At 71.7% G+C, this 22,755-nt stretch carries 20 protein-coding genes; 8 read left to right on the top strand and 12 right to left on the bottom strand.

The window, feature by feature from the left end; genetic code table 11:
- Window positions 1–103 precede the first annotated feature (103 nt).
- Window positions 104–1,060: a DUF4429 domain-containing protein gene (locus ACFYY1_RS01065; RefSeq protein ID WP_388579138.1), complete on the bottom strand. Its 957-nt coding sequence runs from the start codon at window positions 1,058–1,060 to the stop codon at window positions 104–106.
- A 136-nt stretch (window positions 1,061–1,196) separates the two neighbouring features.
- Here ACFYY1_RS01065 and ACFYY1_RS01070 point away from each other — a divergent pair, with 136 nt between their 5' ends.
- Window positions 1,197–2,825, top strand: coding sequence for a beta-N-acetylhexosaminidase (locus tag ACFYY1_RS01070; RefSeq protein ID WP_388579140.1), 1,629 nt, complete (start codon window positions 1,197–1,199; stop codon window positions 2,823–2,825).
- Between the two features lie 85 nt (window positions 2,826–2,910).
- Here the strand turns inward: ACFYY1_RS01070 and ACFYY1_RS01075 are convergent, their stop codons facing one another.
- The 3 genes from ACFYY1_RS01075 to ACFYY1_RS01085 all read right to left on the bottom strand — a co-directional run bounded on the left by ACFYY1_RS01075 (window position 2,911) and on the right by ACFYY1_RS01085 (window position 4,488).
- Window positions 2,911–3,270, bottom strand: a complete 360-nt coding sequence (locus ACFYY1_RS01075; protein WP_388579143.1) for a hypothetical protein — start codon at window positions 3,268–3,270, stop codon at window positions 2,911–2,913.
- Window positions 3,267–3,908 carry a GNAT family N-acetyltransferase gene (locus ACFYY1_RS01080; protein ID WP_388579146.1) on the bottom strand — a complete coding sequence of 214 codons (642 nt, stop codon included), beginning with the start codon at window positions 3,906–3,908 and terminating at the stop codon, window positions 3,267–3,269. Before ACFYY1_RS01080 ends, ACFYY1_RS01075 begins: the two co-directional genes overlap by 4 nt.
- 124 nt (window positions 3,909–4,032) lie before the next feature.
- Window positions 4,033–4,488, bottom strand: coding sequence for a MarR family winged helix-turn-helix transcriptional regulator (locus ACFYY1_RS01085; protein WP_388579148.1), 456 nt, complete (start codon window positions 4,486–4,488; stop codon window positions 4,033–4,035).
- A gap of 159 nt (window positions 4,489–4,647) precedes the next feature.
- Between ACFYY1_RS01085 and ACFYY1_RS01090 the strand changes: the two genes are divergently transcribed.
- Together ACFYY1_RS01090 and ACFYY1_RS01095 are read left to right on the top strand one after the other, a co-directional pair.
- Window positions 4,648–6,096 carry an MFS transporter gene (locus ACFYY1_RS01090; RefSeq protein WP_388579151.1) on the top strand — a complete coding sequence of 483 codons (1,449 nt, stop codon included), beginning with the start codon at window positions 4,648–4,650 and terminating at the stop codon, window positions 6,094–6,096.
- A gap of 117 nt (window positions 6,097–6,213) precedes the next feature.
- The gene (locus tag ACFYY1_RS01095) at window positions 6,214–6,975 is read left to right on the top strand and encodes a hypothetical protein (protein WP_388579153.1); all 762 of its coding nucleotides are present in this window, start codon (window positions 6,214–6,216) and stop codon (window positions 6,973–6,975) included.
- A gap of 216 nt (window positions 6,976–7,191) precedes the next feature.
- Here the strand turns inward: ACFYY1_RS01095 and ACFYY1_RS01100 are convergent, their stop codons facing one another.
- Window positions 7,192–7,809, bottom strand: a complete 618-nt coding sequence (locus ACFYY1_RS01100) for a TetR/AcrR family transcriptional regulator C-terminal domain-containing protein (protein WP_388579156.1) — start codon at window positions 7,807–7,809, stop codon at window positions 7,192–7,194.
- A gap of 65 nt (window positions 7,810–7,874) precedes the next feature.
- Between ACFYY1_RS01100 and ACFYY1_RS01105 the strand changes: the two genes are divergently transcribed.
- Window positions 7,875–9,161 (top strand): beta-ketoacyl-[acyl-carrier-protein] synthase family protein, encoded by a 1,287-nt coding sequence (locus tag ACFYY1_RS01105; protein ID WP_388579158.1) that lies wholly within the window; start codon window positions 7,875–7,877, stop codon window positions 9,159–9,161.
- A 61-nt stretch (window positions 9,162–9,222) separates the two neighbouring features.
- On the opposite strand, the gene ACFYY1_RS01110 is transcribed toward ACFYY1_RS01105, so the two are convergent.
- The 4 genes from ACFYY1_RS01110 to ACFYY1_RS01125 are packed head-to-tail and all read right to left on the bottom strand — an operon-like array spanning window position 9,223 to window position 15,085.
- Entirely contained in the window at window positions 9,223–10,389 is a 1,167-nt protein-coding gene (locus tag ACFYY1_RS01110; RefSeq protein WP_388579161.1) for an acyl-CoA dehydrogenase family protein, read from the bottom strand.
- A gap of 46 nt (window positions 10,390–10,435) precedes the next feature.
- Window positions 10,436–11,377, bottom strand: coding sequence for a hydroxymethylglutaryl-CoA lyase (locus tag ACFYY1_RS01115; protein WP_388579163.1), 942 nt, complete (start codon window positions 11,375–11,377; stop codon window positions 10,436–10,438).
- The gene (locus ACFYY1_RS01120; protein WP_388579164.1) at window positions 11,374–13,464 is read right to left on the bottom strand and encodes a biotin carboxylase N-terminal domain-containing protein; all 2,091 of its coding nucleotides are present in this window, start codon (window positions 13,462–13,464) and stop codon (window positions 11,374–11,376) included. Before ACFYY1_RS01120 ends, ACFYY1_RS01115 begins: the two co-directional genes overlap by 4 nt.
- A gap of 13 nt (window positions 13,465–13,477) precedes the next feature.
- Complete coding sequence (locus tag ACFYY1_RS01125) at window positions 13,478–15,085, bottom strand: carboxyl transferase domain-containing protein (RefSeq protein WP_388579167.1); 1,608 nt, start codon at window positions 15,083–15,085, stop codon at window positions 13,478–13,480.
- Window positions 15,086–15,182: 97 nt separating this feature from the next.
- Between ACFYY1_RS01125 and ACFYY1_RS01130 the strand changes: the two genes are divergently transcribed.
- The 4 genes from ACFYY1_RS01130 to ACFYY1_RS01145 all read left to right on the top strand — a co-directional run bounded on the left by ACFYY1_RS01130 (window position 15,183) and on the right by ACFYY1_RS01145 (window position 19,425).
- Window positions 15,183–15,788, top strand: a complete 606-nt coding sequence (locus tag ACFYY1_RS01130; protein WP_388579170.1) for a TetR/AcrR family transcriptional regulator — start codon at window positions 15,183–15,185, stop codon at window positions 15,786–15,788.
- Between the two features lie 251 nt (window positions 15,789–16,039).
- Entirely contained in the window at window positions 16,040–17,050 is a 1,011-nt protein-coding gene (locus ACFYY1_RS01135) for a glycosyltransferase family 2 protein (RefSeq protein WP_388579171.1), read from the top strand.
- Complete coding sequence (locus ACFYY1_RS01140) at window positions 17,047–18,564, top strand: DUF6056 family protein (RefSeq protein WP_388579174.1); 1,518 nt, start codon at window positions 17,047–17,049, stop codon at window positions 18,562–18,564. Before ACFYY1_RS01135 ends, ACFYY1_RS01140 begins: the two co-directional genes overlap by 4 nt.
- 75 nt (window positions 18,565–18,639) lie before the next feature.
- Window positions 18,640–19,425, top strand: a complete 786-nt coding sequence (locus ACFYY1_RS01145) for a phosphatase (RefSeq protein WP_388579177.1) — start codon at window positions 18,640–18,642, stop codon at window positions 19,423–19,425.
- A 52-nt stretch (window positions 19,426–19,477) separates the two neighbouring features.
- On the opposite strand, the gene ACFYY1_RS01150 is transcribed toward ACFYY1_RS01145, so the two are convergent.
- The 3 genes from ACFYY1_RS01150 to ACFYY1_RS01160 are packed head-to-tail and all read right to left on the bottom strand — an operon-like array spanning window position 19,478 to window position 22,557.
- Window positions 19,478–20,467, bottom strand: a complete 990-nt coding sequence (locus ACFYY1_RS01150; RefSeq protein WP_388579180.1) for a cation diffusion facilitator family transporter — start codon at window positions 20,465–20,467, stop codon at window positions 19,478–19,480.
- A gap of 37 nt (window positions 20,468–20,504) precedes the next feature.
- Window positions 20,505–21,380, bottom strand: a complete 876-nt coding sequence (locus ACFYY1_RS01155) for an acyl-CoA thioesterase (RefSeq protein ID WP_388579182.1) — start codon at window positions 21,378–21,380, stop codon at window positions 20,505–20,507.
- A gap of 19 nt (window positions 21,381–21,399) precedes the next feature.
- Window positions 21,400–22,557: an acyl-CoA dehydrogenase family protein gene (locus ACFYY1_RS01160; protein ID WP_388579185.1), complete on the bottom strand. Its 1,158-nt coding sequence runs from the start codon at window positions 22,555–22,557 to the stop codon at window positions 21,400–21,402.
- Between the last annotated feature and the right edge of the window lie 198 nt (window positions 22,558–22,755).

The following is a 22,755-nucleotide window of genomic DNA, read 5'->3' on the forward strand; positions in this document are numbered from 1 at the left end:
GTCGGGGCGCTTACGCAACAATTCTGCCCGATATCGGGCAGGGATGGGTGTGATTGCCGTCTCGCGGAACCCCGGGGCGGGCGGAACGGGCGGGGGTGCCCGCTCAGAGGCGCTTGAGCACGGCCTGCTTGGCGGCGGTGAACTCGTCGTCGGTGAGAACCCCGGCCCGGTGCAGATCACCGAGTTCGCGCAGCCGGCGCAGCAGGGCGTCGTGATCGTCGCCGGACGGTGCGGACGGTGCGGGAGGTGTCGGCGGCGCGGGTGCGGCGGGTTCCGCGGGTGCGGCCGGGGGTGCGAGCTCCGGAGCCGTGGCGGTGACGCCTTCGAGGGCGCCGTCCGGCCCCGCCGTCCTCCCCGCCGTGCCGGGCAGCCGTACCAGTACCGCCGCCGCGACCAGTACCGCCGTGTCCTCCTTCTTGGACAGTCCCCACAGGTCCAGCGAGTACGGGTCGTACTCGGCCGCCGGGACCGGTGCCGTCCCCCCGCCCCGTACGAAGCGCAGGTGCCCGTTCTCCAGGCCGATGGCGGGCACCCAGTGCACGGCGGTCACCTCGGACACCGGGAACGACACCGGGCCGCCCGAGGTCTTGACCTCCTTGGCCTTCCAGTTCCAGGTGAGCCGGACGGTCTCCCCGTCGAACGAGGCCGTGCCGTCCCCGCCGCCACCGGCGACCGGCACCGCGGGCCCCGGCAGCAGGAACCCGTCCACCGCCCCGGTGGGCACCTGCTCGACCAGCAGGGCGTTGCGCACCTCGTCGACGAAGTACTGGGCCACCCCGGTCCGGTCCTTCTCCACGGTCAACTGGTAGGGGTCCGCACCGTCCTTGAGCCGGCCCTCCGCCGCACGCAGGACCGGGCACGCACCGTCGCGCAGCCGCAGTCGCAGCCGGCCGCCCTTGCGGTCCGGCTCGAAGGAGATCCCCGCCAACGCGGCCAGCGGGACGACGCGTTCGCCCAGCCCCTCCCGGAGCGGGTGGATGCCCTTGCCCCGGCCCGGCGTGATCCGTACCGATTCGCCATCGAAGGTCCAGGTTCCGTCACGCTGGATTATTTCCGCCATGCGGCAGATTCTGCCAGCCCCCACAACGAGGAAGTGGTCTACACCTTGACCATGTGTGAGGCGCACGATACGCATGGTGATGGTTCGGTTGTTCAGGAGCTCCACAGGTGTGAACCCGTCGAAAGGGACCCGGCTTGTGAGACTGCACAGGACACAGCGCACCGCACTTCCCCGTCTTCTCGGCTCGCTGCTGCTCGTCACGGCGGCCGGGATCTCCGGTATCGGCGCGGCGGCGGAAGGGCAGGCGGCGGACAGCGGCCCGGCCGCCGCCGCACCCCGTCCGCTCGACCAGATCGTGCCCGCCCCCGCCGAGGCGAGGCCCGGCGGCACCCCGTACACCATCACGGCGGACACCAGGATCCGCGTCGACGGCTCCGGCGAGGCCCGGAAGGTCGGCGACTACCTGGCGGGCGTGCTGCGTCCGTCCACCGGATACGCGCTGCCGGTCACCGGCGACGCGGGCGACGGCATCCGGCTGCGCCTCGACCCCGGCAACGGTGAACTGGGCGCCGAGGGCTACCGCCTGAAGTCGAGCCGGGGCTCCGTCACCATCACCGCACGCGGCCCCGCCGGGCTCTTCCACGGCGTCCAGACGCTCCGGCAGCTGCTCCCGGCCGACGTGGAGAAGAAGAGCCCCCAGCAGGGTCCGTGGACCGTCGCGGGCGGCACGGTCACGGACATGCCGCGCTACGGGTACCGCAGCGCGATGCTCGACGTCTCCCGGCACTTCTTCTCGGTCGGCGAGGTCAAGCGGTACATCGACCAGCTCGCCCTCTACAAGATGAACAAGCTCCATCTGCATCTCTCCGACGACCAGGGCTGGCGGATCGCCATCGACTCCTGGCCGCGGCTCGCCACGTACGGCGGGCAGACGGAGGTCGGCGGCGGCCCCGGCGGCTACTACACCAAGAGCGACTACCGGGAGATCGTCCGGTACGCGGCCTCCCGCTACCTGGAGGTCGTCCCGGAGATCGACCTGCCCGGCCACACCAACGCGGCACTCGCCTCGTACGCGGAGCTGAACTGCAACGGGGTCGCGCCGCCGCTGTACACCGGCACCAATGTCGGCTTCAGCTCGCTCTGCGTGCCGAAGGAGGTCACGTACGACTTCGTGGACGACGTGATCCGCGAGCTCGCCGAGCTCACCCCGGGCAAGTACCTCCACATCGGCGGCGACGAGGCGCACTCCACCAGCCACGAGGACTACGTGGCCTTCATGGACAAGGCGCAGGCCATCGTCGGCAAGTACGGCAAGACCGTGATCGGCTGGCACCAGCTGACCGGGGGCACCCCGGTGAAGGGCGCGGTCGCCCAGTACTGGGGTTACGACAGGACGGGCGCCGCCGAACGCGAGCAGGTCGCGGCCGCCGCCGTGAACGGCACGAAGCTGGTGCTGTCCCCGGCCGACCGCAGCTACCTCGACATGAAGTACGACAAGGACACCAAGCTGGGCCTGGCCTGGGCCGGTTACGTCTCGGTGCAGCGCTCGTACGACTGGGACCCGGCGACGTACCTGGCCGGTGCCCCGGCGGAGTCGATTCTCGGAGTCGAGGCGCCGCTCTGGTCGGAGACCCTGACCAACAGCGACGAGATCGAGCAGATGGCGTTCCCCCGGCTGCCCGGGGTCGCGGAGCTCGGCTGGTCGCCCGCGGCCACGCACGACTGGGACACGTACAAGGTGCGCCTCGGCGCGCTGGGGCCGAGGTTCTCGGCGCTGGGCATCAACTACTACCGGGCGCCGCAGGTCCCCTGGGCGGCTCAGTGAACTGACCGGGCCCGTCCGGCGACCACGCGCCTCGGGTCGCCGGACGGACCCGGTGCGCCCCTCCTTCGCTTCCGGTCGTCGCCGCTCACCAGACCAGCACCCCGCCGCCCACCGGCCGGGCCCGCAGCGCGGCCCGGGTGATGTTGGCGAGCCGGGCCGCCACGTACTTCTCCCCGTAGCCGCTGTGCGCACCGAGCTCCGCCGTGTGCCCGCGCAGCAGCTCGCACTCGGCGAGGAAGTCCTCGACCTCCTCCGGCTGTACGTACAGGTCGTCGGCGGCCAGCCGAGGAAGGAACCGGGCCCCGACGGCCCGCGCGTGCTCCGAACCCCAGAGTCTGGTCCGGCTGCTCTCGAACCCGGCCATGTCGCTGCCGTCCTCGGGGTCGTCGAGCAGCCGCAGCTTCCCCGGCCCGTCGTACACGAAGGTGTGCACCAGCAGTGTCATGCCCCGAACTCCCCCCGGCAGCCTTCGAGTCCCTCGACGGTGACCTCGATGCTCCGGCACTCCTCCCAGCGCGCCCGGTCCATCCGCAGCCGCTGCAGGGTGACGGGCACTCCCCGTACGGCGGCGACCGTGAGGCCGTCCGGCAGGTAGCCGAGCCGGTGCGAGACACCCAGCGAGCGCGGGTTGTCGGTCATCGCGGCCGACACCGCGGTCCGGGCCCCGAGGCCGGCGAAGGCGAGATGCAGGGCGGCGGCCCGCATCTCGGTGCCGATGCCCCGGCCCTGGTGGGCCAGGCCCAGCCACGATCCGGTGCTGACCTGGCCGGTCACGGCGAAGTCCTCGGCCGTCAGGTCCTGCCGCCCGACCACCCTGCCCTCGTGCAGCACGGCGAGACTCAGCGCCCAGTCCCGCGCCGACCAGTCGGCGACGGTGGACAGCACGTGCTGGAACACCGCCCGGCCGCGCTCCTCGGGCGGTACGTCGGTCCAGGGGACGGTGAACGGCATCTCGTCCGGCGCGTGCACCCCACCGGCGGCGACCGACGCGAGGCCGTCCAGCAACTCCAGGTCGGGGAGGCGTAGTTCCAGGCGGGGCGTGCGGAGGCGGAGCCCGTACAGGGGCCAGTGCTGCGGCTTCATGGACGGACTCTGCCGGGCGGGACGGCGCACTGTCGAGCGGATTCCCCGGCCGGCCGTACCGCGGGCCCTTCCGCCGACACGCCGCGCTCCCGTGCGTCGGCCGCGGCCCGTGCGTCGCGAGCGGTCAGGGGCGCGGCCAGGGGCGGCCGGCCAGGCGTTCGATGTCGGTGTTGAAGCGCCTCAGGTAGGCCGCGAAGCCGGAGATGTCCTCGTCCGACCAGTTGGCCATGACCCGCTCCAGGGAGTCGACGAGGCCCTCGCGTTCCGCGTCGAGCATGCGGGCGCCCTCGTCGGTGATCCGGAACTTGCGGGCCATGCCGCCCTCGGGGTCCGGGATGCGTTCCACGAGTCCGGCGCGCATGGCCGCCGCGGTCTGCCGGTTGAGGGTGGAGGCGTCGAGCCCGAAGGCGTCGCTGAGCTCCCCGATCGACATCGGCCCCTGGACGCGGACGCGGCTGAGCAGGATGTAGGCGCTGCGGTCCATCAGGCCGTCCTTGCGCCGCCCGCCCTTGTTCTGCAGGAGGCCGTGGCGGCTGAGGAGCATCTGCTCGTACTCGACCTCGTGTGTGGGCCTGGCCATGCGCCTGCCGCCTCCTGTTGTCGTCCGGGCGTCCCGGCGTGTTTCCGGATGTCGGGTCTCATCCTCCCACAGGTCTATGCAGCGTACATATAACGTGCTCGATGCATGAAGTGTGTACGATGCATAGTCTTCTTCCGACATATACCCGAGGAGTCCCGGATGGGCGCGCCCCAGCCATCAACCCGCAGCGGCGGTGTAGTCGCCACGCTGGCCATCGCCGGCACCACGGCGGCGATCATGCAGACCCTGGTCACCCCGCTCATCGCGGAACTGCCGCAGATCCTGAGCACCACCCCCTCGAACGCGGCGTGGGTGATCACCGTCACCCTGCTGGTGTCCGCCGTCTGCGTGCCCGTCTCCGGACGCCTGGGCGACATGGTCGGCAAGCGCCGGATGCTGCTCGTGTGCTCCGTGCCGCTGATCGCCGGTTCGGTGGTGTGCGCGCTCTCCTCGTCCGTCGTCCCCATGATCGTCGGCCGCGGTCTGCAGGGCATGGGCATGGGGGTGCTGCCGCTCGGCATCGCCCTGCTGCGTGACGTGGTCCCGGCGGAGAAGCTCAGCTCCTCCATCGCGCTGGTCAGCGCCTCCATGGGCATCGGCGGCGCGCTCGGCCTGCCGATCGCCGCGGCGGTCGCCCAGTACACGAACTGGCGGGTGCTGTTCTGGGGCTCGGCCGCCCTGGCCACCGTGGTCGCGGTGCTGATCTGGTTCCTGATCCCCGATGTGCCGGCCGGCGCCAAGGGGCAGCGGTTCGACGTGCTCGGCGCGCTCGGTCTCGGGGCGGGCCTGGTCTGCCTGCTGCTCGCGGTCTCCAAGGGCGCCGACTGGGGCTGGGGCTCGGCCACCACGCTCGGCCTGTTCGCCGCCGCCGTCGTCGTACTGCTCGCCTGGGGCCGGTGGGAGCTGCGTACCCGCGATCCGCTGGTCGACCTGCGCACCACCGCGCGTCCCCGGGTGCTGATGACCAACCTCGCCTCCGTCTTCGTCGGCTTCGGCATGTACGCCAGCATGCTGATCGCGCCGCAGCTGCTCCAGCTCCCCTCCGCCACCGGCTACGGCCTGGGCCAGTCGATGCTCGCGGCGGGCCTGTGGCTGGCACCCGGCGGGATCATGATGATGATCGTCTCCCCGCTCGGCGGAAAGCTCATCGACGCCCGGGGCCCGAAGTTCACCCTGGTGTGCGGCATCCTGGTCATCGCGGTCGGCTACGGCCTGGCACTGGTGCTCATGGGCTCCGCGTGGGGCCTGATGGTGGTGGGCATGGTGACCAGCAGCGGTGTCGGCCTGGCGTACGGTGCGATGCCCGCACTGATCATGGGCTCGGTCCCGCTGTCCGAGACCGCCGCCGCCAACGGCTTCAACACGCTGATGCGCTCGCTCGGTACGTCGATCGGCGCCGCGGTGATCGGTGTGGTCCTCTCCCAGATGACCGTCACCATGGGCGGCTACAGCCTCACCTCCGAGAACGGCTTCCGTACCGGCCTCATGGTCGGCTGCGGCGTCGCCCTGGTCGCGGCGGTGATCGCCGCCGCCATCCCGGCCGCGCGCCGCACCGAGTCCGCCACCGGCGCCGACGCCGCGGTGGAACAGGCCACGGCCAAGGCCTGACCTTGCGACGGGGCGGGGGCGGAGGCCCCCGCCCCGTCGGCGTCCCGTCCCTCCCTCCCCGGTAAGGTGACGACCTTCGGCCGGCGTCAGCCTCCGGAGCCCTGAAGGCGAACGCCCATGACACACTCCGCGCCGCGCCCCACCCGCCGCCGCCTCGACGCCGCACTGGACGGCCTCGCGGTCACCTTCCGCGGAATGACCGCCCACCCCGACGAGAACAACTGCGAGTGCCACTGGGGCAGCGCCGAGGAGCTCGCCCGGCTCAAAGTGGCGGACCGGGAGCTGGACCCCGACCTGCTGCGCCGCACCTGGCGGGCGCCCGACTGGAGCGATCACCCCTCCGTACTGCGCCGGATACTCCCTCAGCTCGCCCGGTCCCTCGTAGCCGGCCGGACCGACCCGTACAGCGACCCGGACGACATCGGCCGCTCGTTCGCCCGTGGCCACTGGCAGCAGTGGCCCGCCGAACAGGCCGCAGCGGTACGGGAGTTCCTCGACGCCTGGTGGGCCGACACGCTCACCGACCCGGCCCCCGCCCTCTGTGCCCACGACCTCCTCGCCCTGATCGCCGAGGCGTCCGGCGAGCTCCGTCCGTGGCTGGCCCGCTGGGAGTCGCAGCCCGGAACCACGGCCGACCGGCACCTCGCCGCGGCCGCCGACCACTGGGAGTACGAACTGCTCGGCGACGACCTCCCCTGGGACGCCTGGGACAACAGGCAGGAGAAGTGCGCCGAACTGACGGCCTGGCTGCTCGACCACGCCCGCCCCCGGCTCGTCGCCCACGGAGCACCTGACGAACTCCTCCACCGGATAAGGCTCCTGGGCCTCACCGGCGACGCCCGCTGGGACGACCCCCACTGGCCCGGCCACCGCTACTGACCCGCCGCGCCGCGCCCGTCGGCCACGAGCCGGCCCGTTCGACCGGACAGCCCTGAGGGCTGTCCCGTAATCCCTGGCGGGCGTGCGACGACGGCCACGGCACCTCGCCGCGTTGTCGGAACGCCCGAATACATCCAGTATTCGGGCGTCCCTCCGCCTTGCGATGCACCGCGTCCGACGCCGCACGCTGATCCACCAGGGATTACGGGACAGCCCTTAGCCGGGATCGGATTCGTCGTGGATGGTCAGTGCTCCGGCGAGGTCGAGGTCGGCGGCGGTGCCGTGTGCCCCGGCGCGGACGAGCAGCACCGCACCGAGCGCGGTGCTCCAGAACGTCCTGGCCTCCACGTCGAGCGGCCTGCGGGCCCGCCAGCCGCGGCCGTCGATGAGTCGGCGCACGTAGCCCTCGGACTGCCGGAACAGCAGCTGGAGGTGCCGGTCGACCACGGGGGCGAGTTCGGGCTTGGAGATTCCGGCGGCGAGTGCTCGTGCGACTGACGGGAGCGAGGGCATGGCCAGCACGGCGCGGGCGATATTGCGCCGGAACGTCGCCGCGTCGGGGGCTTGGCGACCGATGCGCTCGATCCGCCGGGCGTCGTGCAGCAGGCCGAGAAAGGCGGCGTGCACGAGCAGCGAGTCCTTGGAGCCGAAGTAGTAGGTGACCTGATTGGGGAAGGCGCCTGCCGCTTTCGCGATCTCCGCGACGCTCACCTCGGTGCCGGGCCGCTCCTTGCAGAGACGTGCGGTTGCCTCGATCAGCCGGCGCCTCGTCGCGCGACCGCGGTCACGCGATCGGGTCGACGTCGATCGGGGTTCGGTCCGTTTCTTCTCCACGCAAAAATTGTATGTGATACAACAGGGCTGTTCGCTTGTATCGCATACAAGAAAGATTGAAGGGCATGCACCGGACTGAAGTCGTCGTGACCGGACTCGGCGCGATCACCCCACTCGGGGCAGATGTGGCGTCCACCTGGAACGCCCTGCTCGCCGGCGAGTCCGGCATCCGGGGCGGCGCCCTGCGCGGCCACGAGGACGTCGGCCTTCCCGACACGGCAGCGGGGACGATGGCGATCGACCCCGCCGAGTTGCTGCCGCCGGTAACGGCCAGACGGCTCGACCGCTCGCAGCAGGCGGCCTTCGTGGCGGCGGCCGAAGCCTGGGCCGATGCAGGCGCCCCGGAGGTGGACCCGGACCGGCTCGCATCGGCGATCGGCACGGGCATCGGTGGCGTACGGACGTTGCTGAAGGAGGACGACGTACTGGAAGCGGCCGGGACCCGGCGCGTCTCGCCCCGCACGGTCCCCATGCTCATGCCCAATGCGGCGGCGGCGCTGATCAGCATCGAATACGGCGCACGGGCCGGGGTCTACACGCCCGTCTCGGCGTGCTCCTCCGGTGCCGAGGCGATCGCGCTGGGGGCCAGGCTCATCCGTTCCGGCGAGGCGGACGTGGTCATCGCGGGCGGGACCGAGGCCGCGATCACCCCGATCACCGTCGCCGGCTTCGCCCAGGCGAAAGCACTGTCGCGGCATACCGCCGAACCCACGTCGGCGTCCCGGCCGTTCGCTGCGGACCGCAGCGGATTCGTCCTCAGCGAAGGCGCCGCTGTCGTGGTGCTCGAAAGCGCCGAGCACGCCGACGCCCGGGGCGCGCGCGTCCACGCGGTGCTCGCGGGCGCCGGCATCGCCGCCGACGCTCACCACATCACGGCGCCCGCCGCCGACGGCTCCGGGCAGATCTCGGCCATGCGGAAGGCCCTCGCGCAAGCCGGTCTGGCTCCCGAGCAGGTCAGCCACATCAACGCCCACGCCACCGGAACTCCGGTCGGTGACGCCGCCGAGGCGCACGCGATCGGAGAGGTCTTCGGCCGCGCCACCGTGACGGCCCCCAAGGCGGCGCTCGGTCATCTCTTCGGCGCCGCCGGCGCGATCGAAGCGCTCATCGCCGTCCTCAGCGTGGAGCACGGCATCATCCCGCCGACCCGCAACGTCACCGCCGCCGGAGTCGGTCCCGACATCGATCTCGATGTCGTCGCAGAGCGACGAGACGTCCCCCAGGAGGCCGTGCTCAGCAACTCCTTCGGCTTCGGTGGGCAGAACGTCTCACTCGTCGTCACCGGCGCACGCCACTGCGCGTCCCGTACAGCCCCGGCCACCGGCTCCCCGACGGCGGTGGCCGGCGGGTGAGTGCGGGCATACGAACGGGGCGGGCCTCCGAAGAGGTCCGCCCCGTCGTGTCACCCGTGCGTCAGGACGGCAGGCCCAGTTCGCGGGCGATCAGCATGCGCTGGACCTCGCTCGTGCCCTCGCCGATCTCCAGGATCTTGGAGTCGCGCCACATCCTGGCCACCGGGTACTCGTTCATGAAGCCGTAGCCGCCGTGGATCTGGGTCGCCTCGCGGGCGTTGTCCACCGCCACCGTCGAGGAGTACAGCTTCGCGATCGCGGCCTCCTTCTTGAAGGGTTCGCCCGCCACCATGCGCGAGGCGGCGTCGCGCCAGCCGACGCGGGCCATGTGGGCGCGCATCTCCATGTCCGCGATCTTGAACTGGATGGCCTGGTTGGAGCCGATCGGACGGCCGAAGGCGTGGCGCTCGGCGGCGTACTTCACCGACTCGTCGACGCAGCCCTGGGCCAGGCCCGTGGACAGGGCGGAGATGGCGATCCGGCCCTCGTCCAGGATGCGCAGGAACTGGGCGTAGCCGCGGCCCTCCTCGCCCAGCAGGTTCTCCAGCGGGACGCGGACGTCGGAGAAGGACAGCTCGCGGGTGTCCGAGGCGTTCCAGCCGACCTTGGAGTACGGGGCCGCGACCGTGAAGCCGGGGGTGCCGGACGGCACGATGATCGAGGAGATGAGCGGGGCGCCGTTCTCCTTGCGGCCGGTCACCGCGGTCACCGTGACCAGCTCCGTGATGTCCGTGCCGGAGTTGGTGATGAAGCACTTGGAGCCGTTGATCACCCACTCGCCGGTGGCCTCGTCGCGCACCGCCGTCGTCCGGGTGCCGCCCGCGTCCGAGCCGCCGTCCGGCTCGGTCAGGCCGAACGCGCCGAGCGCCTCGCCCGAGCAGAGCTTCGGCAGCCACCGCTGCTTCTGCTCCTCGGTGCCGAAGTGGTAGACCGGCATCGCGCCGAGCGAGACCCCGGCCTCCAGGGTGATCGCCACGGAGGAGTCGACCCGGGCCAGCTCCTCCAGGGCGATCCCGAGGGCGAGGTAGTCGCCGCCCATGCCGCCGTACTCCTCGGGGAACGGGAGCCCGAACAGGCCCATCCGCCCCATCTCGCGCACGATCTCGTACGGGAACTCGTGCCGTTCGTAGAAGTCACCGATCTTCGGCGCGACCACGTCGTGCGCGAACTCCTCGACGGTGCGCCGCAGTTCCTCGTGTTCGGCGGTCAGCCGGTGGTCCAGGGGCATGGCAGGGGTCACTCCTTGGGGAAACGGGGGACGGGAGACGGGGTGGCTATCGCGCCGAGAGCGCGCGGACGGTACGGGACGGGCTGGGGCGGCCCAGCCGGTCGGCGAGCCAGACGCTGGTGGCGGTGAGCGCGTCGAGATCGACCCCGGTTTCGATACCGAGGCCCTGGAGCATCCACACGAGGTCCTCGGTGGCGAGGTTCCCGGTGGCGCTCTTCGCGTACGGGCAGCCGCCGAGGCCGCCCGCGGAGGCGTCCACCGTGGTCACCCCGTGCTGGAGCGCGGCGAGGGTGTTGGACAGGGCCTGGCCGTACGTGTCGTGGAAGTGCACGCCGATGGTGTCGGTGGGTACGCCTTCCTCGTTCAGCTCGGCCAGCAGGGTCTGTACGTGGCCGGGTGTGGCCACGCCGATGGTGTCGCCGAGGGACAGCTCGTCGCAGCCGAGGTCCATCAGCGCCTTGGCGACCCGGACGACCTGGTGGACGGGGACGGGTCCCTCCCACGGGTCGCCGAAGCACATCGACAGGTAGCCGCGGACATGCACCTTGTCGGCCTTGGCGCGCGCGACGACCGGCTCGAACATGGCGAGCGACTCGTCGACGGTGCGGTTGAGGTTGCGGGCGGCGAACGTCTCGGTCGCCGAGCCGAACACCGCGATCCGGCGGGCGCCGAGCGCCAGCGCCCGGTCCAGACCGCGTTCGTTCGGGACCAGGACCGGCAGCGCGACGCCGTCGATGTCGGCCAGGCGGGGGAACAGGTCCTCGGCGTCGGCCAGTTGGGGCACCCACTTGGGGTGCACGAAGCTGGTCGCCTCGATCGTGGTCAGGCCCGACGCGGCCAGCCGGTGGATGAACTCCGCCTTCACCTCGGTCGGTACGACGGCCTTCTCGTTCTGCAGCCCGTCGCGGGCGCCGACCTCGTGGATACGGACCCGGGCGGGCAGGTCCTGGGCCGGGACGGTCATGGGGAGGGGGCGGGATGTCGTCATGCTTCCTCCACGGGAGCCACGGGGGCCTCCACGGGGGCGACCACGGCCAGGATCTGGTCCATGGCGACCGTGGTGCCGGCGCTGACGTCCAGTTCGGTCACGGTCCCGGCGTGTGGCGCGGAGATGACGTGCTCCATCTTCATCGCCTCCACCACGAGCAGGCTCTGACCGGCCACGACCTCGTCACCGACCGCCACCTTCACGACCGTCACGGTGCCCGGCATGGGCGCGGCGAGGGTGTCCGCCCCGGCACGGCCCGCGCCGGCCAGCGACGCCTCCACCGGGTCGTGATCCTGTACGTGCCAGCTGTCGCCGTCCCGGCCGAGCCACACCCCGTCCGGGGAGGGGGCGTGGCTGAACGTGTGGGTGACACCGGCGAGTTCGAGGGTGAGCCGGGGCCCGGAGACCTCGACCAGCCTGGCCGTCTCCCTGCCGCCGGGCAGCGGGGCCAGCGGGCCGCAGGCCCCCGTCACGGGCTGCGGCGGTTCGGCGCCCTCCCCGACGTGACCGAACGTCAGCTCCGTACCCGCCGGGCAGGCGCGCAGCGAGACCTGCACCGGGTCGTGGCCCGGCAGCCGGAAGTCGAGCACCGTGCGGGCCGGGGTGCCGCCGAGGCGCCAGCCGCTCGGCACCGAGAACGGGTCCACCCAGCCGGAGGGGGCGTCGGTGGGGGAGTCGGCAAAGTGCCGCAGCAGCGCCGCCGCCGCGTACACCTCTTCGGGGACGCCCTCCGGGACCAGGCCGGACGCCTCGCGCTCCACCAGACCCGTGTCCAGATCGCCCGCAGCCACCGCCGGATGGGCGAGCAGCCGGCGCAGGAATCCGGCGTTGGTCGGGACGCCGAGGATCACCGTGTCCGCCAGCGCCGCCCGCAGCCGGCGCAGCGCGGTGGGCCGGTCGGGGCCGTACGCGATGACCTTCGACAGCATCGGGTCGTACAGGCTGCCGACCTCGCCGCCGGTGCCGAGCCCGGAGTCCGTCCGCACGCCGTCGCCCTGCGGCTCGTGCAGCGTGAGGACCGTGCCGCCGGAGGGCAGGAAGCCGCGGGCCGGGTCCTCGGCGCAGATCCGGGCCTCGATGGCGTGGCCGGTGAGTGCGATGTCCTGCTGGCCGTACGGGAGTTGCTCGCCTGCTGCGACCCTGAGCTGCCACTCCACCAGGTCCAGGCCGGTGATCAGCTCGGTGACCGGGTGCTCGACCTGGAGGCGGGTGTTCATCTCCATGAAGTAGTACGAGGCGGGGTCGTTGCCCGGGACGATGAACTCCACCGTGCCCGCGCCGACGTAGCCGCAGGAGCGGGCCGCCTGGACGGCCGCCTCGCCCATCGCCGCCCGGGTCTCCTCGTCGAGCAGGACCGAGGGCGCCTCCTCGATGATCTTCTGGTGGCGGCGCTGGAGCGAGCACTCGCGCTCGCCGAGGTGGACCACGTTGCCGTGGGCGTCGGCCAGCACCTGGATCTCGATGTGCCGGGGGCGGTCGATCCACCGCTCCACCAGCAGAGTGTCGTCGCCGAACGAGGACCGCGCCTCGCGCCGGGCGGCCGCGATCTCGTCCCCGAGCAGCGTCTCGTCGCGCACCAGCCGCATGCCCTTGCCGCCGCCGCCCGCCGAGGGCTTCAGCAGCACCGGCATCCCGATCCCGCCGGCCGCGTCGACCAGCTGGGCGTCGGTGAGCCCGCTCCCGGACGAGCCGGGCACCACCGGGACCCCGGCCGCCGCGACCGTCTCCTTGGCCCGGATCTTGTCGCCCATCAGCGTGATCGCGGAGGCGGGCGGGCCGATGAAGACCAGCCCGGCCTCGGCGCACGCCCGCGCGAAGCCCGCGTTCTCGGCGAGGAATCCGTATCCAGGGTGGACGGCCTGCGCGCCGGTGCGACGGGCCGCGTCCAGCAGCGCGGGCACGCTCAGATAGCTCATCGCGGCCGGGGCGGGCCCGATCCGTACCGCCGTGTCGGCCTCCCGGACATGCCGGGCGTCCGCGTCCGCGTCGCTGAAGACGGCGACCGAGCGGACGCCCAGCTCCCGCAGCGTGCGGATGACACGCACCGCGATCTCGCCGCGGTTGGCGACCAGAACCGTGTCGAACATCGTCATCTGTTCCTCACATCCGGAAGACGCCGAAGCCGGGTTCACCCAGCGGAGCGTTTGCACACGCGGTCAGGGCCAGCCCCAGCACCTGCCGGGTCTCCAGCGGGTCGATCACACCGTCGTCCCAGAGCCTGGCCGTGGCGTAGTAGGCATTGCCCTGGGTCTCGTACTGCTCGCGGATCGGGGCCTTGAAGGCCTCCTCGTCGGCCGCGCTCCAGTCGTCGCCCAGCTGGTCGCGCTTGACCGTCGCGAGGACGGACGCGGCCTGCTCGCCGCCCATGACGGAGATCTTCGCGTTGGGCCACATCCACAGGAAGCGGGGGGAGTAGGCCCGGCCGCACATGGAGTAGTTGCCCGCCCCGTACGAACCACCGACCACCACGGTCAGCTTCGGGACGCGGGTGCAGGCGACCGCCGTGACCATCTTGGCGCCGTGCTTGGCGATCCCGCCGGCCTCGTAGTCCCGGCCGACCATGAACCCGGAGATGTTCTGCAGGAAGACCAGCGGGATGCCGCGCTGGTCGCACAGCTCGATGAAGTGGGCGCCCTTCTGGGCGGACTCGGAGAACAGGATGCCGTTGTTGGCGACGATCCCGACCGGGTGGCCGTGGATGTGGGCGAAGCCGGTGATCAGCGTCGTCCCGTACTCGGCCTTGAACTCGGCGAACCGCGAGCCGTCGACGACCCGGGCGATCACCTCGCGCACGTCGTACGGGGTGCGGGAGTCGACCGGGACGGCGCCGTACAGACCCGCGGGGTCGGCCTTCGGCTCCTCGACGGGCCGCACGGACCACGGCAGCGCGCCCCGGTCCGGCAGGGTGGCCACGATGTTGCGCACGATCCGCAGCGCGTGCGCGTCGTCCTCGGCGAGATGGTCGGTCACCCCCGACGTACGGGAGTGCACCTCGCCGCCGCCCAGCTCCTCGGCCGTCACGACCTCACCGGTCGCGGCCTTCACCAGCGGCGGACCGCCCAGGAAGATCGTGCCCTGGTTGCGGACGATCACGGCCTCGTCGCTCATCGCGGGGACGTACGCCCCGCCCGCCGTGCACGAGCCCAGGACCGCGGCGATCTGCGGGATCCCGACCCCGGACATCCGGGCCTGGTTGTAGAAGATCCGCCCGAAGTGCTCGCGGTCGGGGAAGACCTCGTCCTGCATCGGCAGGAACGCGCCGCCCGAGTCGACGAGATAGAGGCAGGGGAGACGGTTCTCCAGCGCCACTTCCTGGGCCCGCAGGTGCTTCTTCACCGTCATCGGGTAGTACGTGCCGCCCTTGACGGTCGCGTCATTGGCGACGATCACGCACTCCCGGCCGCTGACCCGGCCGATCCCGGCGATCACCCCGGCCGCCGGAGCGGCGCCCCCGTACAGCCCCTCGGCCGCCAGCGGGGCCAGCTCCAGGAACGGGGAACCCGGGTCGAGCAGGGTGTCCACCCGGTCCCTGGGCAGCAGCTTGCCGCGCGCCACATGCCGGGCGCGGGCCCTCTCACCCCCGCCGAGCCTGGCCGTGGCGAGCCGCTCACGCAGCTCGTCGGCGAGCGCGTGATGCGCCGCCTCGTTGGCCTTCCAGACCTCGGAGGCGGGATCGGCCGCGCTCGCCAGCACCGGTGCCTGCTGCATCGTGTCGAGCCCCCTTGCCCGTACCGCAGTAGTTAGTGACCGTTAACGTCCGACTTCAGGTTAACGGTCGCTAACCGCACTGTCTAGAATCGAATCCATGACCACGAGGACGGACGCCCCCACCCGCCGCGAGCAGATCCTCAAGGAGGCCGCCCGCCTCTTTGCCGAGCGCGGTTTCCACGGCGTCGGTGTCGACGAGATAGGAGCCGCCGTCGGCATCAGCGGTCCCGGGCTCTACCGCCACTTCCCCGGCAAGGACGCGATGCTCGCCGAGCTGCTGGTCGGCATCAGCGAGCGGCTGCTGGCCGGCGGGCGGCTGCGCGTGTCGGAGGACGCGGCGTGCGAGGACAGCTCCCCGCGGGCCCTGCTCGACGCGCTCATCGAGGGGCACATCGACTTCGCCCTCGACGACCGCCCTCTGATCACCCTCCACGATCGCGAGCTGGACCGCCTCCGGGAGGCCGACCGCAAGCGGGTCCGCCAGCTGCAGCGGCAGTACGTCGAGGTGTGGGTGGAGGTGGTCCGCGAGATGTATCCGGACCTGCCCGAGCACGAGGCCCGCGCCGCCGTCCACGCCGTTTTCGGCCTGCTGAACTCGACCCCGCACCTGGGCCGGCCCGGTGCCCAGCCGGACCGCGCGGACACGGCGGCGCTGCTGCACCGGCTGGCCCGCGGGGCGTTCGAGGCGGCGGCCCGCGCGTGAGGTGAATACCCGCGTGCGGGCGCGAGATGGATACCATCGGCGCTTTGAATATATGAATTGATGCGCAAGGGGAGAAATGGCGGAGGGGGATTATTCAAATTCTCCCCCGATTCCCGGTGCGGCTCCGCCCTTCGGGGTGTCGTGGTGATCCACAGGCATATGGTTCGAGTCGTCTCGTCCACGCCTGATGGGAAATTTAAATGAAAACATGTCAGGTTTCGATCGTTGTCCCCTGTTTCAACGAGGACGAGGTGATCGAGGCGTTTCACCGCGCGCTGATCTCCGTTCTCGAACCGATCCGGCGGACGTTCGAGATCTGTTATGTCGACGACGGCAGCAGCGACCGCACCAGAGCCCGGATCGGCTCGCTCGCCACCGTGGACCAGCGCGTCCGCTACACCTCCTTCAGCCGCAATTTCGGCAAGGAGGCCGCCATGCTCGCCGGGCTGCGCATGTCACGCGGCGACGCCGTCGTCCTCATGGACGCCGACCTCCAGCACCCCCCGGAACTGCTGCCCCGCATGCTGGAGCTGCGGCAGCGCGGGTACGACCAGGTCGTCGCGAGACGGGACCGCACCGGCGAGGGCGCCCTGCGCACGCTGCTCAGCACCGCCTACTACCGCGCCATGGGCCGGTGCATGGACGTGCCCGTCGTCGACGGCGAAGGCGACTTCAGGCTGCTGTCGCGCACCGCCGTGGACGCGGTGCTCGCACTGCCCGAGACCAACCGCTTCTCCAAGGGGATCTTCTCCTGGATCGGCTTCGACACCGCCTCCTTCACCTACCGCAACGTGAGGCGGGCGGCGGGGAGCTCGAAATGGGGCGGCAGGCGTCTGCTCAACTACGGGATCGACGGCCTGATCTCCTTCAACAGCCGCCCGCTGCGCCTGGCCATCCACGTCGGTCTCGCGCTCGCGCTGGCGGCGCTGGGATACGCCCTGTGGACCATCGGCGGCGTCGCACTGCACGGAATCGCCGTGCCCGGCTACACCACCCTGCTGACCGCTGTCGTGGCCCTCGGTGGAATCCAGCTCGCCACGCTGGGGGTCATCGGTGAATACGTGGGACGCATCTATTGCGAGACCAAACAGCGGCCGCATTACGTGGTGCGGGAATCGAGTGAATCCCCGCACGTTGCCCGGCGTGTTTCCCCGTACGCATCCCCGGACGAATCCCTGGACGCGTCCTCGTACGCAACCCCGAGCGTTTCCCCGAACGGGTCGGCGGCATTGCGGAACCACGAAGGGCACCACTGCGCATGACCGCGGGCACGTCGAATCCCGTCGGTGCAGGGGAGGCGGGCGAGCGGGAGAAGAACGAGCGGAGGGAGAGTGAGCGGGAGGCGGGCCGGTGGGCGGCGGTCCGGACGGCGGCCCTCACCCTGTTCCCGCTCGCCCTGCTCGGCGCGGCCTTCTGGATCGGCCGGCTGGTCCGCCCGGGAGCGGACGACTGGTGCTTCCTCCCCGTCGTGCGGGACGAGGGCGCCTCCGGGATGATCGCGAAGTTCTACCTGCACGACAACGGGCGCGTCGCCAACGCCCTGCTGGTCGTCGGGTACGGGGCGTTCGGCGTACCGGGCCAGCAGTGGTTCGCGCTGGTCAGCGGGGTGATCGTGGTCGGCGTCCTCTGGGCGCTGACCCTTGCCGCGCTCGGCCGGGCCGGGCTGACCGCGCCGCGCGGGATGCCGTTGCTGGTGGCCGCGACGGTTGCGGCGGTCTTCCTGCTCGCGACGCCCGACACGTACAAGACGTTCTACTGGCCCGCCTCCTCCGTCTCGCACACCGTCTCCCCGGTGCTGGCCTGCGCCGCCGTGATTCCGCTGCTGCGCGCGCGGAGCCGCCGGGGCCGGGCCCTCGCCGTGGCCGTCGCCCTCGCCGCCGGGATCTTCATCGGAACGCTGTCGGAGGAGACGTCGCTCGTCGCGTGCGTCGCGCTCTGCGCCGTACTGCTGCTCAGCTTCCGGTCGGATCCCGGCACCGGCACCAGCACCGGTGCCGTCCGTACGCGCATCTGGTGCGCTGCCGCCTTCGCCGGGATCGTGACCGGGACGGCCGTCCTGTACTTCTCGCCCGGCGCGCACGCCCGGCGCGAACGGATCGGCGCGGACACGGGATCCATGCTGGGTGCGGAGCAACTGGCCCTTGCGCTGCGGGCGTTCGGCGAGATCCTGGGGACGGTCCTCACGACGTGGCAGTACGCGGGGGCGCTCGCCGTCGGCGTACTGCTGGGCCTCTCGGTGCGCGGCGGCCGGCACGGACCGGACGGGCCCCTGGTGCGCAGGCCCCTGCTCCCGGTCCTCGTCGCTGTCCTCGTCGTCCTGGTCTCCGGCTGCCTCTGCATCGTCATCACCTACCCGGTCTTCGGGACGGGCGTGGTGACGGCGGCCCGCGTCTGGGGCGACTTCCTGCTGGTGTACGTGCTGCTGCTGGCCGGCGTCGGCGCGCTGCTGGGGCGGGAGGTGCGCGCCCGCCGGTGGGGGGCCCGTACGGCGACGGCGGTCGTCGCCGCCGTCTGCGCGCTGACCTGCGTCGGCCTCGCCGTCCCGCTGTTCCGGCTGGGTACGGAGATGGAGGTACGCGCCCAGCGCTGGGACCGCCAGGACCGCTCGCTGCGGGACGGGGCGGCGCGCGGCGCCCAGGTGCTCCCGTACACACCGGTGTCGGTCGGCGGGATGCTGGAGCCGTTCGGCGGGGGCGGCCGGCGGGTGTGGCCGGCGCGGTGCGTCGCCCGGTACTACCACCTGGAGAAGGTCACGTACGCGCCCCGCCTGCCCTGACCGGTGGCCGGGTTCGATCAGTCCGTCGGGCAAGACACCCGGCACACTGCGCACACCTGACGGCACAATGGGTTCATGCCGATACCCAGCCGTGCCGCTCTCGTCGAACATCTCGTCCGTACGCGTATCGCCGGAGACGTCGCCACACCGCGCGACAACAACCTCTCCCACTACCGCAAGCTCGCCAACGGCGACCGCCACTACTGGCTCGGCCTGGAGCTCGGAGACCGGTGGCGCGACGAGCAGGACGTGCTGGCGGTGATGGCCGAGCGCTGCGGGGTCAGCGACGATCCGGAGCACCGGTTCGGGCAGGACACCATCGACCCGGAGCTGACGGTCGACGCCCTGGAGCGGGCGGCGGCGCGGCTGCGGAAGGCGGCGGCGGGGGCGGAGCGGGTGCTGTTCGCGACCGGCCATCCGGGCGGGCTCCTCGACGTGCACCGGCAGACCGCGGACGCGCTGCGGGCCGCCGGATGCGAGATCGTACGGATTCCCTCGGGGCTGATCGCCGACGAGGGCATGGTGTTCCAGTTCGCGGACGTCGCTGTGCAGGAGCGCGGCGCGACCCTCTGGCACACCCACTCGCCCGCCCCGATGGCCGCCATCCTGGACGGCCTGGAGCGCGAGGGCCGCCCGCTGCCGGACCTGGTCGTCGCCGACCACGGCTGGGCGGGTTGCGCGGCGCAGCGCGGTCTCGACGCGATCGGGTACGCGGACTGCAACGACCCGGCGCTCTTCCTCGGCGAGGCGGAGGGGACGCTCCAGGTGGCCGTCCCGCTGGACGACCATGTGCTGGACCCGCGGTTCTACGACCCGATGACGGAGTACCTGCTGGACGCGGCGGGGCTCACGAGGGACTGACGAGGGGCTGACGCGGGCCGGGCCCGCCCCCGGCCCGGCCGGGCCCGCCCGGTCAGACCGGCCCGGTACCCGTCCCGCCCGCCCCGCGCCCCCGCTGCCGCAGACCCGGGGTCGGGTCCAGGTACACCCGGCGGATCGACGGGTAGCGCTCGCGCAGCTGCTCCTCGGCCTCCTCGCACGCCCACTCGATCTGGTCGGCGGTCGAGGCGTCCCGGAAGTCGATCTTCGCGGCGATCAGGATCTCGGTCGGGCCCTGGATGAGCGTGGTGAGTTCCAGTACGTCGATGATGTGCGGGACGGAGAGCAGCTCCTCGCGGACGCCGGCCCGCATCGGCTTCGACACCGGGCGCCCGATCAGCAGCTGGGCGTTGGACCGGCCCAGCACCCAGGCGACGTACACCAGCAGCAGGCCGATCAGGATCGACGCGATGCCGTCCCAGACCCCGGAGCCGGTCAGCTGGCCGCCGAGCAGGCCGCCCGCGGCGAGCAGCAGACCCGCCAGCGCCGCCGAGTCCTCCATCACCACGGCCTTGACCGCGGTGTCGGGGGTGTGGCGGAAGTAGTGCCCGACGGGCGCCCGCAGTCGCGCGGCCTCGCCGCGGACCTGCCGGACCCCGGTGCGCAGCGAGTAGCCCTCCAGCAGGAAGGCCACCGCGAGCACGATGTACGAGACGAGCGGATCGCCGAGCTCCTCGCCCGCCGCGAGGGTGTGGACGCCGTCGTAGACGGAGAACACCGCACCGCCGACGAACGTGGCCACGGAGGCGAGCATCGCCCAGATGTAGCGCTCGGGGCCGTAGCCCAGCGGGTGTTCCTCGTCCGCGGGCTTCTCGCTGCGCTTCAGCGCGGTGAGCAGCAGCAGCTCGGTGACCGTGTCGGCGACCGAGTGCGCCGCCTCGGAGAGCATCGCGCTCGATCCGCTGATCACCCCGGCGACGGCCTTCGCCACGGCGATGCCGAGATTGGCGGCCGCCGCGACGACGACCGTGAACACGGACTCCCCACCACCGGACTTCGTACCACTCGTGGTCTCGTCGCTCATGGTGGGGAGTATGTCCGAATCGACGGGATACGGCCCGTCAGTCCCGGGGTACGCGGACCACGCCCTCCTGGATGACGGTGATCGCCAGCCGGCCGTCCTGGGTGTAGATCCGGGCCTGGCCGAGCCCGCGCCCGCCGGACGCGGACGGCGACTCCTGGTCGTAAAGGAGCCATTCGTCGGCCCGGAACGGCCGGTGGAACCACATCGCGTGGTCCAGGCTCGCGCCGACCACGTCGCCGACCGCCCAGCCGCCTCGCCCATGGGCGAGGAGCACCGAGTCGAGCAGCGTCATGTCGGAGACGTACGTGGCCATGCAGACGTGGAGCAGCGGGTCGTCCGCGAGCTTGCCGTTCGTGCGGAACCACACCTGGGAGCGGGGCTCGCGCGGTTCGCCGACGGTGCCGAAGGGCGGCTCGTCCACGTACCGCAGATCGACCGCGGCCCGTGCCTCGATCAGCCGGTCCACGACCCCCGGCCCGCTGAAGCGGTCCGCGTACCTGGGCAGCATCTGCTCCGCCGTGGGCAGCGTCTCCGGGGCCGGGGCGGACGGCATGGCCGCCTGGTGCTCCAGGCCCTCCTCGTACGTCTGGAACGAGGCCGAGAGGTGGAAGATCGGCTGGCCGTGCTGGACGGCGACGACCCGGCGGGTGGTGAAGGAGCGGCCGTCGCGGATGCGGTCGACGCTGTAGACGATCGGCGCGCCCGGGTCGCCCATCCGGAGGAAATAGGAATGCAGGGAGTGGGCGGTCCGGTCGGCGGGGACGGTGCGGCCCGCGGCGACCAGGGCCTGGGCCGCGACCTGGCCGCCGAAGACCCGGGGGACGACCGCCGAACGGCTCGTACCCCGGAAGATGTCCCGCTCGATCTGCTCCAGGTCGAGCAGATCGAGCAGGGAGTCGAGTGCTGCGCTCATGGAAGGAACGTAGCCGCTCTCACAGGCCCATGGACTTGGCGATGATCGACTTCATGACCTCGTTGGTGCCGCCGTAGATGCGGTTGACCCGGTTGTCCGCGTACAGGCGGGCGATCGGGTACTCGTTCATGTAGCCGTAGCCGCCGTGCAGCTGGAGGCAGCGGTCGATGACGCGGTGCGCGACCTCGGTGCAGAACAGCTTCGCGGAGGCGGCCTCGGCGGCGCTCAGCTCACCGGCGTCGAGGGCCTCCAGAGCGCGGTCGGCGACGGCCTCGGCGGCGTCCACCTCGGCCTGGCAGGCGGCCAGCTCGAACTTGGTGTTCTGGAAGGACGCGACGGTCTTGCCGAAGACGGTGCGCTCCTGCACGTACTGCTGCGCGAACCGGACCGCGGCCTTGGCCTGCGCGTACGCGCCGAACGCGATACCCCAGCGCTCGGACGGCAGGTTCTGGCCGAGGTAGTAGAAGCCCTTGTTCTCCTCGCCGAGCAGGTCCCCGACGGGCACCTTCACATCGACGAAGGCCAGCTCGGCGGTGTCGGACGTGCGCAGGCCGAGCTTGTCGAGCTTGCGGCCCAGGGAGTAGCCCTCGGACTTGGTGTCGACGGCGAACAGCGAGATGCCGTAGCGGCGGTCCTCGGCGGTGGGCGCGGAGGTGCGGGCGCAGACGATGACGCGGTCGGCGTGGACGCCGCCCGTGATGAAGGTCTTGGAGCCGTTGAGCACGTAGTGCGTGCCGTCTTCGGAGAGCTTGGCGGTGGTCTTCATGCCCGCGAGGTCGGAACCGGTGCCCGGCTCGGTCATCGCGAGGGCCCACATCTCCTCGCCGGAGACGAACTTGGGCAGGTAGCGCTTCTTCTGCTCGTCGTTGGCGAGCATCTTGATGTACGGCAGGGCGAGCAGGACGTGCACGTTGGAGCCGCCGAAGTTGACGCCCGCGCGGGCGGTCTCCTCGTACTGGATGGCCTCGAACTTGTGGGTCTCCAGGCCGGCGCCGCCGAACTCCTCGGGCACGTTGATGCCGAACAGGCCGAGGTCGGCGAGCTTGGTGTAGAGCTCGCGCGGCACGATGCCCTGCTGGAACCACTCGTCGAAGTGGGGGACGACCTCAGCCTCGATGAAGGCGCGTATGGTCTCCCGGAACGCCTCGTGGTCCTCGTTGAATACCGTACGGCGCACGGGGTGCCTCCTAGATCAGCTTCGGTCGGCGTCGGCCCGGCCGGCGGCCTGGCTAAGCGCTTGCTCAGATACGTTCAAAAGTTACCCGGCAGTCATGGGAGCTGTCCAGGGTGATGCGCGGCACGCCCGGCCGCGGACATCGCCCGTCCGTGGGCGTCGCCCGACTGCCTCCGTCGCCCGACCGCGTCCGTCGCCCGA

This window comes from Streptomyces sp. NPDC001890 (assembly GCF_042891445.1).
In the GTDB taxonomy this organism is placed as follows: Bacteria; Actinomycetota; Actinomycetes; order Streptomycetales; family Streptomycetaceae; genus Streptomyces.